Origin of the sequence: Streptomyces sp. NPDC089424 (assembly GCF_044749345.1) — a bacterium.
Classification (GTDB): Bacteria; Actinomycetota; Actinomycetes; order Streptomycetales; family Streptomycetaceae; genus Streptomyces.
In genome coordinates, this window is sequence record NZ_JBIVHU010000007.1 from 394,469 (window position 1) to 410,326 (window position 15,858).

11 protein-coding genes are annotated in these 15,858 nt (G+C 74.0%); 9 read left to right on the plus strand and 2 right to left on the minus strand.

Annotated elements, in window-relative coordinates; translation table 11 throughout:
• The first annotated feature begins 89 nt into the window (after positions 1-89).
• Genes ACIP2X_RS28845 through ACIP2X_RS28855 form a run of 3 tightly spaced genes read left to right on the plus strand, consistent with a single transcriptional unit; the run spans position 90 to position 5,285 of the window.
• Positions 90-2,054, plus strand: coding sequence for a tetratricopeptide repeat protein (locus ACIP2X_RS28845; protein ID WP_401678103.1), 1,965 nt, complete (start codon positions 90-92; stop codon positions 2,052-2,054).
• Positions 2,051-3,622: a nickel transporter gene (locus ACIP2X_RS28850; protein WP_401678106.1), complete on the plus strand. Its 1,572-nt coding sequence runs from the start codon at positions 2,051-2,053 to the stop codon at positions 3,620-3,622. Before ACIP2X_RS28845 ends, ACIP2X_RS28850 begins: the two co-directional genes overlap by 4 nt.
• Before the next feature lie 58 nt (positions 3,623-3,680).
• Positions 3,681-5,285, plus strand: coding sequence for a serine/threonine-protein kinase (locus ACIP2X_RS28855; protein ID WP_401678109.1), 1,605 nt, complete (start codon positions 3,681-3,683; stop codon positions 5,283-5,285).
• 4 nt (positions 5,286-5,289) lie between these two features.
• On the opposite strand, the gene ACIP2X_RS28860 is transcribed toward ACIP2X_RS28855, so the two are convergent.
• Entirely contained in the window at positions 5,290-6,093 is an 804-nt protein-coding gene (locus ACIP2X_RS28860; RefSeq protein WP_401678112.1) for an SGNH/GDSL hydrolase family protein, read from the minus strand.
• A gap of 186 nt (positions 6,094-6,279) precedes the next feature.
• On the opposite strand from ACIP2X_RS28860, the gene ACIP2X_RS28865 reads away from it, so the two are divergent.
• The 6 genes from ACIP2X_RS28865 (at position 6,280) to ACIP2X_RS28890 (ending at position 14,419) form a co-directional block, all read left to right on the plus strand.
• The gene (locus ACIP2X_RS28865) at positions 6,280-6,714 is read left to right on the plus strand and encodes a hypothetical protein (RefSeq protein WP_401678115.1); all 435 of its coding nucleotides are present in this window, start codon (positions 6,280-6,282) and stop codon (positions 6,712-6,714) included.
• A gap of 1 nt (position 6,715) precedes the next feature.
• A complete protein-coding gene (locus tag ACIP2X_RS28870; protein ID WP_401678118.1) occupies positions 6,716-7,813 on the plus strand; it encodes a GNAT family N-acetyltransferase in 1,098 nt (365 codons plus the stop codon).
• 326 nt (positions 7,814-8,139) lie between these two features.
• Positions 8,140-8,961 carry a glycosyltransferase family 2 protein gene (locus ACIP2X_RS28875; RefSeq protein ID WP_401678121.1) on the plus strand — a complete coding sequence of 274 codons (822 nt, stop codon included), beginning with the start codon at positions 8,140-8,142 and terminating at the stop codon, positions 8,959-8,961.
• Positions 8,958-9,974, plus strand: coding sequence for a glycosyltransferase family 2 protein (locus ACIP2X_RS28880; RefSeq protein ID WP_401678124.1), 1,017 nt, complete (start codon positions 8,958-8,960; stop codon positions 9,972-9,974). Before ACIP2X_RS28875 ends, ACIP2X_RS28880 begins: the two co-directional genes overlap by 4 nt.
• A complete protein-coding gene (locus ACIP2X_RS28885) occupies positions 9,967-10,767 on the plus strand; it encodes a polysaccharide deacetylase family protein (RefSeq protein WP_401678127.1) in 801 nt (266 codons plus the stop codon). Before ACIP2X_RS28880 ends, ACIP2X_RS28885 begins: the two co-directional genes overlap by 8 nt.
• On the plus strand, positions 10,760-14,419 hold the full coding sequence (locus ACIP2X_RS28890) for a lipopolysaccharide biosynthesis protein (protein ID WP_401678130.1): 3,660 nt from the start codon (positions 10,760-10,762) through the stop codon (positions 14,417-14,419). The genes ACIP2X_RS28885 and ACIP2X_RS28890 overlap by 8 nt, the downstream gene beginning before the upstream one ends.
• Before the next feature lie 4 nt (positions 14,420-14,423).
• On the opposite strand, the gene ACIP2X_RS28895 is transcribed toward ACIP2X_RS28890, so the two are convergent.
• Positions 14,424-15,836, minus strand: coding sequence for a xylan 1,4-beta-xylosidase (locus tag ACIP2X_RS28895; protein ID WP_401678133.1), 1,413 nt, complete (start codon positions 15,834-15,836; stop codon positions 14,424-14,426).
• Positions 15,837-15,858 lie beyond the last annotated feature (22 nt).

Below are 15,858 nucleotides of genomic sequence, written 5' to 3' on the forward strand. Positions count from 1 at the left end.
GCCCCACCGAACGGCGCGGCCCGCACCCCACGGCGCGGGCCGCGCCTCCCCGCAGACGTCCCACGACCCGCCCGCACCCGAGGAGAGGCATGGTCCCGCGCCCCACCGACGAAGAGCCGCCCGCCGAGACCGCCCCCGGCCCGCCCCCCGAGAAGCCCACCCCCCCGGCCCCGTCCCACACCCCGGCCCCGTCCCACACCCCGGCCCTGTCCGACACCTCGGGCCTGTCCGACGCCCCGGAGACGTCCGACGTTCCGGGCCTGTCCGACACCCCGGCCCCGTCCGACACCCCGGGCCTGTCCGACGCCGCCTGTCCCGACGGCACCCGGGCCGGCGAGATCCCGCCGGGCAGCACGCCGGTTGGCGGCACGCCGCGCGACGACAACCAGTCCGACGACGTCCCGCCGGGCAGCGTCCCGGCCGGGGGCACCCCCTCCAGCAAGACCGCATCCGACGACTCCCCGTCCGACGTCACCCCGGTCGGCGACACCCGATCCGACGTCACCCCGGCCGAGGACACCCGGACCCGCACCGCCCCGACCGACCAGACCCCATCCGACGGCACCCCGGCTGACACGACCCGGACCCACGCCGCCCCATCCGACGACACCGAATCCGACGCCACCCCGTCCCCCAACACCCCGCCCGGCGGGACCGCATCCGGCGGTGGGCCCTCCGCGGCGGGCGACGACCCGCGGGTCGTCGCGGTGCGGCGGGTCGCGGCGGCCGGGCGGCGGCGGGCCCGGCTCGCCGGGTGCGTAGTCCTGCTGGCCGTGGCGCTCACCGGAGCGTCCATCGCGATCGGCCACACCCGCGCCGCCGACGAACCGGCCCTGTCGAGAACGGGCAGCGGGGTCTCCCCCGCCGCACTGCTCGGTGGCGGCGACCTCGACGCGACCGTCACCGGACTTCAGGCCCATCTCAGGGACCAGCCCCGCGACTTCGGCGCCTGGGCGACCCTCGGGCTCGGCTACGTCGAGCAGGCCAGGGTCGACGGCGACCCCTCGCGCTACCCGCAGGCCGACAAGGCGCTGGACCGCTCGCTCGGCCTGCGCCCCGGCAACGACCAGGCGCTGGCCGGCCGTGCCGCCCTCGCCGCCGCCCGCCACGACTTCACCGGCGCCCTGGACCACGCCGAGCGGGCCCTGGAGCAAAACCCCTACAACGAACGCGCCCTGTGCAGCCGCGTCGACGCACTGCTCGAACTGGGCCGGTACGAGGAGGCGGCGCAGGCCGCCCGCACCGCCGACGCCCGGCGGCCGGGCATCCCCGTCTTCACGCGGTACGCCTACGTGCGCGAGCTGCGCGGCGACATCCGCACCGCCCGCCGGGTCCTGGAACAGGCCCTCGCCGCCGCCGCGACACCCGCCGACACCGCCTACGTGGCCACCGCGCTCGGCCGGCTCGCCTGGAACCAGGGCGACCACGCCGGCGCCCTGCGCCACTACGCCCGCGCCCTCGCCGCCGACGACGGCTACCTCCCCGCCCTGGAGGGGCGGGCCCGCGCACAGGCGGCGGGCGGCGACCGTGCCGCGGCCGTGCGGGGCATGGAGGCGGTCGTCGCGCGTGCCCCGCTGCCCGGAGCGCTCGTGGCTCTCGGCGAGCTGTACGAGGCGGGCGGCGAGCGCGCCAAGGCCCGTGAGCAGTACGCCCTCGTCCACGCCTGGACCGCCCTCGCGCGCGCGGGCGGCGTCAACGCCGATCTCGACACGGCGCTGGCCGCCGCCGACCACGGTGACACGGGGCTCGCCCTGAAGGCCGCCCGCGCCGAGTGGGACCGGCGCCGGACCGTGCACACCGCGGACGCCCTCGCCTGGGCGCTGCACGTCAACGGCCGTGACGAGGAGGCCCTGCCGTACGCCCGCCGGGCCACCGCCGCCGGTTACCGCGACGCCGCCTTCCTGTACCACCGAGGCATGATCGAGCTGGCCACGGGCCGCCCGGAGGAGGCCCGCGCCTCCCTGACGGCGGCCCTGAGGCTGAACCCCGGCTTCTCACCGCTGGGCGCCCGCGAGGCCCGTACGGCCCTGAAGTCCCTGGAGGCGGCCGGGTGAAGCTCTCTCGTCCGCTCGCCGTCCTGGCCGCCGCCGGCGTCCTGCTGCTGCTCCCCGCCGGCGCCGCGTCCGCGCACCCGCTCGGCAACTTCACGGTCAACCGCTACGACGGCCTGGTCGTCGCCCCCGGCGAACTCCGCGTCGCCCACGTGGAGGACCTCGCCGAGATCCCCGCGACCCAGGCCGCTCCCGACGTCGAACGCCTCGGTCTGCGCGGGTGGGCCGAGCGGCGGTGCGCCGCCGCCGCCCGGGACAGCGAGGTCACCGTCGACGGGCGCGCGGTCCCCCTCCGGGTCACCACCGGCCACGCACAGGTGCGGCCCGGGCAGGCGGGGCTCGACACCCTCCGGCTGGAGTGCGGGCTCTCGGCGCCCCTTCCCGAGGACGCCCCGGCCGCTGTCGGGTTCCGCGGCGCCGGGGCCGGATCGGGGCCCGGCTGGCGGGAGATCACCGCACGCGGGGACCGTATGACGCTCTCCGCGTCGGACGTGCCTCGGGAGTCGGTGTCGAGGGAGCTGACGTCCTACCCGCAGGAGTTGCTGTCGTCCCCGGCCGACACGGGTGCGGCCGCCCTGCGGGTGAGGCCCGGCGGCCCGGCCCTGGCGGAGGGGCGGGACGACGCGCCCGCCGCGTCCGTCCTGCCACGCGGCGTCGACCGCTGGACCAGGGCCCTGGACTCGCTGGTCGCCCGCCAGGACCTCGACGCGGGCTTCGCCGCACTCGCGCTGCTCGTCGCGACCGGCCTGGGCGCCCTGCACGCCCTCGCGCCCGGGCACGGCAAGACGCTGATGGCCGCCACCGCGGCGGCACACGGCGGCCGGGCCCGTATGAAGGACGTGCTGCCCCTGGCCGCCTCCGTCACGGTCACCCACACCCTCGGCGTGGTCGCCCTCGGCCTCCTGGTCACGGGCGGCTCCGCGGCGGCGCCCTCGGTGGTCGCCTGGCTCGGCATCGCCAGCGGCGTCCTGGTGACGCTGGCGGGAGCGGGTCTGGTCCGCAGGGCGATCCGGAACCGGCGGGCCCCCGCACCCGAGCACGAGCACGGCGCGGAGCACACCCACGACGGCCACGAGCACACCCGCGCGGCCGACCACCGGGACCACGCTCACCACCACGGCGACCACCCGCACGCCCCGGCGGGACACGACCACCCGCACCCGCACCCGCACCCCCACACCCACACCCACACCCACGGAGGCCACACCCACTCGCACCCCGTCGCCCCGACCCTGCGCGGCACGATCCTCATGGGCTTCGCCGGCGGCATGGTCCCGAGCCCCTCCGCGGTCGTCGTGCTCGTGGGCGCCGCCGCCCTCGGGCACGCCTGGTTCGGACTCTTGCTCGTCGTCGCCTACGGCGCCGGCCTGGCGCTCACCCTGACCGCCGCCGGTTTCGCGGTGGTGAGGTTCGGTGCGGGTGTGACCCGTGCGCTGGCCCGGCGGCCGCGCTGGTCCGCCAACCCCCTGGCCGCGCTGGTCCGCCGCAGCGCACCGGTGGGTTCCGCCTTCGTCGTGGTGGCCCTGGGCGCCGGATTGGTGCTCAGGGGGGCGGCAACGGCATTCGGGTGAGCTACTTTTGGGGAGAAATCAGACGACGCATCACTCGCGGCTGCGAATGGGGGCGCCCGTGTCCGTGCAACCGGGCAGTGAACGCGTGATCGCCGGCCGGTACCGCCTGCTGTCCCCGCTCGGGGAGGGCGGCATGGGCACCGTGTGGCGCGCCCGCGACGAGGTGCTCAACCGCGAGGTCGCCGTCAAGGAGGTACGCGCCCCGGCCGGGCTGCCGTCCTCCGACGTGGAGCGGATGTACGCCCGGCTGGAGCGCGAGGCCTGGGCGACGGCGCGGGTCTCCGACCGCAATGTCGTGACGGTCTACGACGTGGCCATGGAGGAGGGCCGGCCCTGGATCGTGATGGAGCTGGTCCGCGGCATCTCGCTCGCGGACCTGCTGGACGCCGAGGGCCCGCTGCCGCCACGGCGCGCGGCGCAGATCGGCGCCGAGGTGCTGTCGGCGCTGCGCGCCGCGCACGAGGCCGGGGTGCTGCACCGGGACGTGAAGCCCGCCAACGTCCTGCTGTCGAACGACGGCCGGGTCGTCCTCACGGACTTCGGCATCGCCACGGTCGAGGGCAGCTCCGCGCTGACCATGACCGGCGAGGTCGTCGGCTCGCCCGAGTTCCTCGCGCCGGAGCGGGCGCTCGGCCGCACCCCGGGGCCGGAGTCCGACCTGTGGTCGCTGGGGGTGCTGCTGTACGCGGCGGTCGAGGGTCATTCGCCGTTCCGGCACGACACCCCGCTGAGCACCCTGCGCGCCATCGTGGACGAGGAGTTGCCGACGCCGCACCGGGCCGGCCCGCTGACCCCGGTCGTCGAAGGGCTGCTGCGCAAGGATCCGGCCGAGCGGGTGTCGGCCGAACGTGCCGAGCAGGACCTGCGGTTGGCCGCCGCCGGGGGCACCCCGCGCGCGGAGACCGCGCCGACGGTGCCGTACACCCCGTACCCGCCCACGGTCGCCGGGCATCAGCAGCCGCGCTCCCCCGGCCCGCCGCGACCGGTCCCGGCGTCCACCACGACGACCGCCGAGCCGCCGCGGCGCGACCGGCGCGCCGTCGCCGCGCTGGTGGCGGGCGTCGTGGCGCTCGCGCTGGCCGTCGGCGGGCTGACGTACGCCCTCCTGAACGACGACGGTGACGGCGGCGGCGGCGACGGGACGGCGGGGGGCACCGGCACGTCCGCCCCGCAGACGGCGGGACCGACCGTGTCGAGCCCCGAGGAGGAGACCGGCACCTCCGAGGCCGCCGGCCCCACGCCGAGCGGCAGCGCCTCGTCCACTCCCCCGCCCCAGACGGTGACCGTCGCCGTCGCCGGCACCCGCACCCACTACTCGGGACCGTGCCCGCCGCCGGGCGACCGGGCGCCCGCGTTCACGGCGACCTTCACCGTGGGCAGGCTCCCGGCCGAGGTGAAGTACCGGTGGGTGACCCGGGACGGCAAGGTGACCGACCCGGGCTGGCGGACGCTGTCCTTCCCGGAGGGCGGGGAACGGACCCGGCAGGACCGGGTGATCGTGACGACGTACGAGGAGAGCGGGACGTACGAGAACGCGCTCGGCGTGGAGGTCCGCGAGCCGGCACGGGTCACGTCCGACGCGGTGGGCTTCTCGGTGACCTGTGTGACGGAGACCCCGACGGGCGGGGCCTCCTCCTCACCTGTTTCGCCGTCCTCTTCCTGAGGGATCAGGCGGCGTTGTCGAACACCGGCAGATAGCCGCCGGACTGACCGTTCGCGGTCGGGTGGTACGAGTCGCCGATGTTGAGCCAGTTGACGCTGTGCAGCCAGGAGGAGCCGGAGCAGATCTCGTGGCCGGTGAAGGTGGTGCGGACGTCGGCGAAGGTGAAGCCGTGGTTCAGGGCGCGCTTCTCGATGGCGGTGTTCAGGAGGTCGGAGGCGTCGTTGATGGCCCTGCGCTTGGTCTCGGACAGACCGAGGCAGGCCTGGCCGAGCTTGTAGAAGCGGGGGTAGCCGACGACGACGACATGGGCGGAGGGGGCGCGGCTGCGGATCGTCGCGTAGACGTTGTCGAGCTTGCCGGGGAGCGTGGTGTCGACGTACGCACGCGCGGTGTTGATGCGGGAGATGCAGGCGCTGTCGGACTGGAGCACACACGTCGTCATGACGTCGGCGAAGCCGGCGTCGTTGCCGCCGACGGTGATCGAGACGAGGCCGGTGGTGGCGTTGACGGGCGCCAGTTGACCGGCGAGAACTTCATCCGTTCGGGCGCCGGAGCAGGCCGTGAAGTGGAACGTGGAGGGTGAGTTGGCGGCGGCCCAGAGGTAGGGGTACGCCCGCGTGCTGCGCTTGCAGTCGCCGCTGGAGCTGATGTAGCTGCCCGCGCCGACGCCGGAGGAGTAGGAGTCGCCGAGCGCCACATAGCTGGTGGCGGCGGCTTCCGACGCCTGCGCCGTGGCCGCGCCGGTGAAGGCGGCCGTGACGGCGAGGAGGAGTGAGCCGAGGAGAACGACAAGTCGGGAACGTCTCATGGAACCTCCCTTTAGCAGGATCTCTGCCTCAACCGTGGTACCAACTACGCGTGTTGAATGGAAGTGTCCATGCCAAAACTGTGTCCATGTCAGAACGTCGAAAGCGCATTCCGCGTCTTGACGGCCCCCCGAGGGCTGCGCGACATTGAAGCCCGGCATCCGGCGCTTCGGGGGGCAAAGTCGCCAATGCAGACCATCCGTGCGAAGACTGATGCATCAGACCCTTCCGACGGCGTCGAGCGGACTCGGCCCGGTGCGCGGAGGGACCTGGTCCTGGCGCTCGCCGGCGCCGCGACCGCCGTCGGCGGGATCGGCGCGGCACTCGCGCTCATCGAGTCGGACTCGCCACTGCGCGGTCCGTTCACGCTCTTCTTCCTGCTGGCCGCGCCGGCCACGGCCATCGCCGCGGCGCTCGACGGGCTCGATCCGCTCGGCCGCGCCATCGCGGCACTGGCGGGCGCCATCGCCGTGGACATGCTGGTGGCCCAGGGCATGCTGGCCCTGCACCTGTGGTCGGTACGCGGCGGTGTCGTGGCCGTGACCGTCCTCAGCGCCCTCACTCTCCTGCTGGTTCTGGTCCGGCGCCTCGGCGGCCGCACCGAGGAAAGACAGGGCTGGTGACGTGGACATCCGTGTGTACCGTCCGGGCGAGCTGACCGCCGCCGACCGGACGGCCTGGACGGCGCTGCAGGCCAAGGCCCATCTGCACGGCGCGCCCGACCTGGCCAACCCGTTCCTGTCCCCGGAGTTCGCGCTGGCCGTGGGGCGGTGCAGACGAGGCGTACGGATCGCGGTGGCCCGCGAGGACGGCGAGCCCGCCGCGTTCCTCCCCTTCCAGAGAACGGCCACCGGAGTCGGCCGGGCCGTCGGGCTCGGCGTCTCCGACGCCCAGGGCGTGGTGCACCGCCCCGGGTTCACCTGGGACGCCCGGGAGCTGCTGCGGGCCTGCGGGCTCGCCGTCTGGGAGTTCGACCATCTGGTGGAGGGCCAGCGGCCGTTCGAGGCGCACGCCTCCGGCACCTTCCCGTCCCCGGTCATCGACGTCGACCAGGGCTACGACGCGTATCTGGCCGGACTGCGCGACCGGTCGCCGAAGTTCACCAGGTCCACCCTCGCCAAGGAGCGCAAGCTCGGCCGGGACGCCGGGGAGGTCGTCTACGTCCACGACGAACGGGACCCCGCCGTGCTGCGCACGCTGATGGGGTGGAAGTCCGCGCAGTACCGCAGGACCGGGCGCAGCGACCGTTTCGCGCACGAGTGGATCACTCGGCTCGTGGAGCGGTTGTTCCACACCCGTTCGGATCAATTCGCGGGAATCCTGTCGGTGCTGTACGCGGGCGGCAGGCCGATCGCCGCGCATTTCGGGCTGCGGACCGAACGCGTGCTCGCCTGCTGGTTCCCGGCGTACGACCCGGCGTACGCGAAATACTCCCCCGGCCTCGTGCTGCATCTGCGGATGGCCGAAGGGGCCGCCGCTGACGGGATCGCCCATCTCGATCTCGGGCGGGGACCGAAGGAATACAAGGATTCCCTGAAGACACGGGAAATTCTCGTGTCCGAAGGATGGGTGACGCGACGTCACCCCGTGGCGTTCGGGTATCGCGCCCGGCGTGCGCCGGTGCGCGCACTGCGCAATGCCGTGGTCGCGAGACCGGAGTTGTTCGAACCGGCGGACAGACTGCTGAAGAAAATGGGCAAGATCCGCTCAGGTGACCGGTAACGGCCATACCAGCCAAAAAGCGAGGGGAGGTCGCAGGTCTTGCCATAAGGAGTGATTCGTCAATACCGTCTTACATCTCATCCGCACCGGACCATCGCCACAGCGGACCCAGGGGAGGGCTCAGGGGCCGTGGCGCTGTGCCGGAGCGGCGCGCGGTGGGGGGTGCCGTGCCCGGTGACGCCTGAGGTGTGACCGGGCCGTTCCGCGCAACCGGCTGCCGTTTTCCGGGGCTGGTGAGCTGTGCCAGTACAAACCCCCCTTTCGCACCGGACAAAGAGCCGGGCCGCCCGGGGGTGGGCGGTCCACCGGACGAGAGGGACCAACTCATGAGCGCTGTTCTGGGCTCGGCCGCGACAGAGCGGAAACCGTCGACGGCCGGCGCCTACCGGCCGATATCCACACACCTGGCCATCACACCGCCGGTGAGCGTGGTGATTCCCGCCATGAACGAGGCGGAGAATCTCCCGTACGTCTTCAAGACCCTTCCGGACTGGATCCATGAAGTGGTGCTGGTGGACGGCAACTCCACCGACGACACGGTCGAGGTCGCCCGCGGGCTGCGGCCGGACGTGAAGGTCGTCGAACAGCGCGGGAAGGGCAAGGGCGACGCGCTGATCACCGGATTCGAGGCGTGCACCGGAGACATCATCGTGATGGTCGACGCGGACGGCTCGGCCGACGGCAACGAGATCGTCAGCTATGTCTCCGCGCTGGTCTCCGGCGCGGACTTCGCCAAGGGGTCCCGGTTCGCCAACGGCGGCGGCACCGACGACATGACCTTCGTCCGCAAGCTGGGCAACCGCACCCTGTGCGCGGTCGTCAACCGCAAGTTCGGCGCCCGCTACACCGACCTGTGCTACGGCTACAACGCCTTCTGGCGGCACTGCCTCGACAAGATCGACCTCGACTGCACCGGCTTCGAGGTCGAGACGCTGATGAACATCCGGGTGGTCAAGGCCGGCCTGAGAGTGCAGGAGATCCCGAGCCACGAGTACCTCCGCATCCACGGCACCAGCAACCTCAGCGCGGTGCGCGACGGACTGCGGGTGCTGAGAGTGATCCTGCGGGAGCGCTCCAACCGGCGCGCGCTGCGCCGCCGCCACCACCCCTCGCCGATGATCGACGCGCCCCGGGGAGAGATCTCTTGAGCGATCCCGGCATCTCCGTCGTGATCTGCGCCTACACCGAGGACCGCTGGGAGGACATCCTCGCGGCCGTCGACTCCGTGCGGGCGCAGTCCCGGCCCGCCCTGGAGACGCTCCTGGTCGTGGACCACAACCAGGCCCTTCTGGACCGGCTCGCCCGGGAGTACAAGGAGTCGGGCGAGTCCGGGCGGTCCGGGGAGGACGCCGTCGTGCGGGTGCTCGCCAACGCGGGCCCCCGCGGCCTGTCCGCCGGCCGCAACACCGGCATCGCCGCAGCCCGCGGCGAGGTGATCGCCTTCCTCGACGACGACGCCGTCGCCGAACGCGACTGGCTGCGGCACTTCGCCGCCTCCTACGCCGACCCGCGCGTGATGGCGGTCGGCGGCCGTACGGTGCCCGTCTGGGCGTCGGGGCGCCGCCCGGCCTGGTTCCCGGAGGAGTTCGACTGGGTGGTCGGCTGCACCTATCGGGGCCTGCCGCCCGGCCTCGTCCGGGTCCGCAACGTACTGGGCGGCAACGCGTCCTTCCGCCGCGCGGCGTTCGAGGCGGCGGGCGGTTTCGCCACCGGCATCGGCCGGGACGGCGACAAGCGCCCGCTCGGCTGCGAGGAGACGGAGCTGTGCATCCGTCTGACCCGCGCCGTGCCCGAGGCGGTCCTGCTGATCGACGACCGCGCGGTGATCCACCACCGGGTGCCGTCGGGCCGCGAGCGGTTCGCCTACTTCCGCACCCGCACATACGCCGAGGGCCTGTCGAAGGCACTGGTGGCGCGGAGCGTGGGCGCGCACAAAGGGCTGGAGTCCGAACGCCGGTACACGACCCGGGTGCTGCCGGCCGGTGTGGCGCGCGGGCTGCGGGACGCGGTGCTGGCCCGGCCGGGCGGCGCGGGCAGGGCGGGGGCCATCGTCGCGGGCGTGTGCGCGGCGGCCGGCGGCTACGTGATCGGCAGCGTGCGGGCCCGCGGGCGCGGCCCGGCGTTCTCGGTGGCGCCGATCGGGGGCGGTGGACGTGACTGACATCCGCGTGCCGATCCTGATGTACCACGCGGTCGCGGCCGAGCCGAACGACGCGACCCGGGCCCTGTCGGTCGCTCCCGAGGCCTTCGCGCGGCAGATGGAGGTCGTCGGCGACCTGGGGCTCACCCCGCTGACCACGGCCGAGCTCACGGGGCGCTGGCGCTCGGGCCGTCCGCTGCCGCCGCGCCCGGTGCTGGTCACCTTCGACGACGGCTACGAGGGGGTCCACGGCCACGCCCTGCCCGTGCTCGCCGCGCACGGCTTCCCGGCCACGCTGTTCGTCACCACCGGCTGGATCAGGGGTGCCCATGACACCGGGGGCGGCCTGGACCGGATGCTCGACTGGGACCAGGTGCGCGAACTGGCGGAGTCGGGCGTCGAGATCGGCGGTCACAGCCACAGTCACCCGCAGCTCGACCAGCTGGGCGACGACGCCCTGCGCCGGGAGCTGAGCCGCTGCCGGGAGATCGTCGCCGAGGAACTGGGCGCGCCGCCCCCGTCGTTCGCCTACCCGTACGGCTACTCCAGCCGCCGGGTCCGGCGCGCGGTACGGGCGACGGGGTACGGCCAGGCGCTCGCCGTCGGCAACGACCTCGCCCGCCCCGCCCAGGGGCCGTACGCCCTGCGCCGGGTCACCGTGCGCCGCGGCACCGGGATCGAGGAGTTCGCGCGGCTCGTCGAGGGCCGCGCGATCACCCGCACCTTCGTCAGGGACCGCGCCCTCACCAAGGGCTACGCGCTGGTCCGCAGAGCACGTCAGGTTCGCCGGAAGGCCACCCGTACCCGTGTCTGACACGACCACCACCCCACCGGCCGCACCGACCGGGAAGGAACCCACCGACGAGCCCCGGCGCCGCCCGCTACTGCCCGGTTCGCGCCGGTCGCCGGGCGGTGGCCAGCTGCTGCGCAACGCCTACGCGTTGATGCTGAACACGGGCATCTCGGCCGTACTGGGCCTCGGCTACTGGCTGCTCGCGGCCCGCCACTACTCCGAGGCGGCGGTCGGGCAGGGGTCCGCCGCGATCGCCGCGATGAAGCTCCTCGCGGGGCTCACCGCGGTGACGCTCACCGGTGCCCTCGCCCGGTTCATCCCGGTCGCCGGCCGGAGCACCGGACGGCTGATCTTCCGGACGTACGCGGGCAGTTCGCTCGTGGTGGCGCTGGCGGCGGGGGTGTTCCTGCTGACGCTGGACGTGTGGGGGCCGTCGTACCGCTTCCTGCACTCGCCGCTGCTCGCCGCCGGTTTCGTGGTGGCGGTCGTCGCCTGGAACCTGCTCACGCTCCAGGACGGGGTGCTCACCGGGCTGCGCAGCGCGCTGTGGGTGCCGGTCGGGAACACCGTCTTCTCGGCGGTGAAGCTGGGGCTGCTGATCGCGTTCGCGGTGGCGATCCCGATGGCCGGCGTCTTCGTCTCCTGGGTCGCGGCCATCGCCACCTCGGTGCTGCCGCTGGGCTGGCTGGTGTTCCGGCGGCTGGTGCCCCGGCACGTACGGGCGACCGAGGAGCAGGCGCGGACGCCGACGCTGCGCGAGGTCGGGCGATTCCTCGCCGGTGACTGGACGGGCTCGCTGTTCTCGCTCGCCGTGGTTTATCTGGTGCCGGTGATCGTGGCCGCGCAGGTCGCCGCCGAGGACAACGCGTACTTCTACATCACCGCCACCATCGCGGGGACGGTCAACCTGCTCGCCATCAACATGGGCGCCTCGCTGACCGTCGAGGCCTCGCACGACCCGGACAGGCTCGCCGCGAACACCCGGGCCGCGCTGCGGCGGATGGCCCGCATCATGCTGCCGGTCGCCGCGGTGCTGTTCTTCGGCGCGCCCTGGATCCTCGGCGTCTTCGGCGCGGGGTACGCGGAGGCGGCCACGCCGCTGCTGCGCTGGCTGGCGGCCGGGGCGGTGCTGCGGGTGGTGATGGAGACGTACTTCGCGGTGCTGCGCGCCCAGAGCCGCACCGCGGGGCTGGCCTGGTTGCAGGGGCTGCTGTGCGCCCTGGTACTCGGCCTGACGCTGGTGCTGCTGCCGCGGATGGGCCTGACCGGGGCGGGCGTGGCCGAGATCGTCAGCCTCTCGGTGATCGTGGCGATCGCCGCGCCGCGGCTGTACCGCACCGTCCGGGGCGCCGCGTCCGACGTCCCGCCCGGCGCGGCTCCCGACGGGGACCTCGCCGACCTGGGGGCGCGCGAGGTCGCGGCGTCGCCCGGACCGGCGCGCGGGCGTGTCCCGGCCTGGGCGCGGGACAGCGACACCCTCGTGCTGGGCCTGCCGGTCGACTTCGACCACCAGGAACGGCGGCCGGACGTACGGCCGGGACCGGGCACGCCACCCACCGGGGTGGCGGTACGCGCGGAACAGCCGGAGCCCGCCGCGGGCGCAAACGCGGGCGGGGACGCGCGCGACGGAGGCCCCGGGGTCACCCGGTGGCAGCGGCTGCGGCCGACCCCGCTCGGTGCCGTCCTCGGTTCCCTGCTGACCGCCGCGCTGCTGCTCTACTGGGTCCCGGCGTCCCGTCTGGGCGAGGCCGACCTGGACCGCATGGGCGGGCTGGGCCTGGTCTCCGTCCTGCCCGTCCGGACGCTGATCGGCGCCGCGCTGCTGGTCGTGGTGTTCGCCGCGCTGCTGTGGCCGGGCCGCGAACGCCGGGCGCTGCTGCTGGTCACGCTGCTGGCGACCGTGGTGTCGCTGCACGCGCTGCCGGCCGTGATCGAGACCGAGCCCCGGTTCGCGACGGCCTGGCAGCATCTCGGCTTCCTCGACCACATCGACCGCACCGGCACGGCCGTACCCGACCTGGACGCGCGCTGGAGCTGGCCCGGGTTCTTCGCGGTGGCCGCGCTCGTCGCCCAGGCCTGCGGGGTCGGCGATCTCACCGAGGTCATCCGCTGGTGGCCGCTGACCGTGCAACTGCTCTATCTGGCACCGCTGTTCCTGCTGACCCGCGCGTTCCGGACGAGCTGGCGTGCCCGCTGGGCCGGCGTGTGGATCTTCGTGCTGAGCGGCTGGGTGGGTCAGGACTACTTCTCCCCGCAGGGCTTCACCTACCTGCTGTATCTCGCCCTGGTGGCGATCCTGCTGGTCTGGTTCCGCGCCCCGCGCGTGATCTGGACGAGGTCGCGCCCCGGCGAGGCGGAGGTGGAGCCCGCGGGCAGGCGGCAGCGTGGGGTGCTGCTGCTCGTCGTGATCGGGCTGTTCGCCGCGACCGTCCCGGCCCACCAGCTCACGCCGTTCGTGATGCTGGGCGTGGTCACCGCCCTGGTGCTGGCCGGCATGTGCGAACTGCGCGGGCTGCCGGTGCTGTTCGGCGTGACGGTGGTGGCGTGGATCGGCTTCATGGCCGAGCCGTACTGGTCGGGGCACTTCGACGAGCTGTTCGGCGGCGTCGGCGGTGTCGGCGGCAACGTGTCGTCCTCGGTGTCCGGGCGGATCGAGGGCGGCAGCTCGACCCACGCACTCGTGCTGTACGCGCGCGTGGCGCTCGCCGGCGCCGTGCTGGCCCTCGCCTGCTGCGGCTGGTGGCGGCGGCGCGCGCACAAGTACCGGGAGCGGTCGCTGCTCGTGCTGACCTTCGTACCGTTCCTCGGCTTCGGCATGCAGTCCTACGGCGGCGAGATGGCGCTGCGCGTCTTCCTGTTCGCGCTGCCCGGCGCCGCCCTGCTGGCCGGCCTCGCGCTCTTCCCGCGCGCCGGCGCGGGCGCCGGGGAACGGACCGTGTTCCGGGCGAGCCTCGCCCCGCTGGCCGCGCTGACTGCGGGGCTGGTGCTGATGGGCGGGTTCCTGGTGGCCCGGTGGGGCAACGAGCCGTTCGAGCGGGTGCGGCCCGGCGAGGTCGCGGCCATGGAGTTCGTGTACGCGCACGACGAGCCGAGCGTGCGGCTGCTGTGGCTCAGCGACGACCCGCTGGAGACCGTGACGCCCGCGATGCCGTGGGGCGCGCGGGACATGGAGAAGGTGCGGTACGTGCCGACGCAGGCACCGGTCGACCCGGAGCTGGTGTCGGGCCTGGTCAAGGCGTTGAGGGACGCCGGTCCGAACTCCTATCTGATGGTCAACGCCGGTCAGGTCGCCTCCCTGCGCCTGGATGCCGGCTACCCGACGGACTGGGAGCCCCGGCTGATCTCGAACCTCGACGGACGTCCGGAGCTGGGACGGGCGTTCGCCAACGCGGACGTGACGGTCTACGCCCTGGACAGGCAGCCGGCCGGCCCCGTCCCCGAGGCCGATCCCGGCCCACCGGGACCGCTGGTGACCTGGACGCCCTGGTCGGTGGTGGGCGGCCTCGCGGCGGTCGCGCTGGTCGTGCTGCTGTCGGGACGGGAGATGGTCCGCGTGGCGACGCGGCCGGGCGTGCGGCAACTGCGCCGGCTGCAGGGCGGTTTCTGGTTCTCGCTGCCGCTGCTGGCGGTGGTGTGCGCGGCGCTGGTGCAGCGGTTCGTGACGATGAGGTGACGCGCTAGCGCGCGACCCACTTCACCTCGTAGGGCCGCAGGTCCAGCCGTCTGCCGTCGACCTCGGCCGCCCCCGCCCGGTCGCGGGTGTTGACGACCAGCAGTGTCCGCGCGGTGGCGAGGACCCGTACGCCGGCCGGGGCGGCCACGCGCTCGTACGCCGTCCCGGGTGGGAACGCGGCGTCGAAGCGCGCGACCAGGTCGTACATGGGGAGCTCCGCGCCCCCGTCCTCGGTGTCCGTCGGCGACCACAGGCAGCCGGGACAGTCGGGGCCGGTCTTCTCCTGCGGGTTCCAGTAGAAGCCGGAGGACGCGCCGCCCCCGACCATGGCGATCATGGCGGCGGCGTGGACGGCACGACGGTGGGGCTCGGACCAGCCGTGCCGGTCGTCGTTCCCGTCGGCGGGCTCGACGTAGTACTCGGCCCACCACAGCGGCAGCTCGCCGCCGGTCTGCCGGCGCACCCACCGTCCCACGGCCGTGAACTTCTCCGTGGCGGCGAACTCGTCCGGCAGCAGTTCGTCGTCCTTGGTGTAGCTGGAGCCGTCCACGACGACGAAGTCGGCGCCCGCCTTGTGCGCGTTCCAGTAGGTGAAGGCGTCGAGGACCCGCTGGTCCAGGGCGCCCCAGGGGCCCTGGACGGTGGTGGAGGCGATCTCCGTCCGCCGTGGGTCGACGCTGTCCATCACCAGGTAGGGCCCGCCCACCATGATGTCCTCGTCGACGTCCTTCAGGGCCTTGTGGACCAGGTTGTACAGCGCGGTGTAGCCCTCCTGGTCCCAGCGCTGCTCGGCGTCGTTCCAGAAGCCCTTGAACTCGTTCCAGACGATGAAGTGGCGTACGTCCGGATAGCGCCGGGCGACGGTCGCGGCCAGGGCGGCGAAGTCGGCGTAGTGCTCGGGCCGCGGGGCCGTCTCCAGGGCCTTCTGGCTCCAGTCGGTGCGGCCGGCGCCGGTCTCCCCGCCCTTCATCCAGTCCGGGGCGCAGCACAGCGTGATGACCGGGGTGCCGCCGGAGGCGCGGGCCAGATCGACACGGCGGTCGAGGGCCGCGAAGTCGTAACGCCCCTTCAGCGGCTCGGGGTTGTCGGCGCCCCAGCCCATGATGTGCTGGTTCTGCGGCAGCCCCGACCGTCGCAGGCGGTCGCCGACCCTGCGCACGGCCGCGGCGGCGCCCTCGTCGGCGCTGTACTGGGTGTGGGTGAAGCCCCAGCCGACGTCGGGGCGCGGCTGCCCGGGCGGGACGACGGGCGTGCCGTGCACCTTGTCGCCGTCGGGTGAGGTGCCGGCCGTGCTCGCGCCGTCGCCGGGGAACGTGCCGAGCAGGGTCACCACCAGCGCCACGACGGCCGCCGACACGCCGAGCAGCGCGGTGAGCCGCCACCACCGTGCCCCCGTGTGCCACTCATGACGTCCCATCGGGGCAACAGTAGCCGCGGGG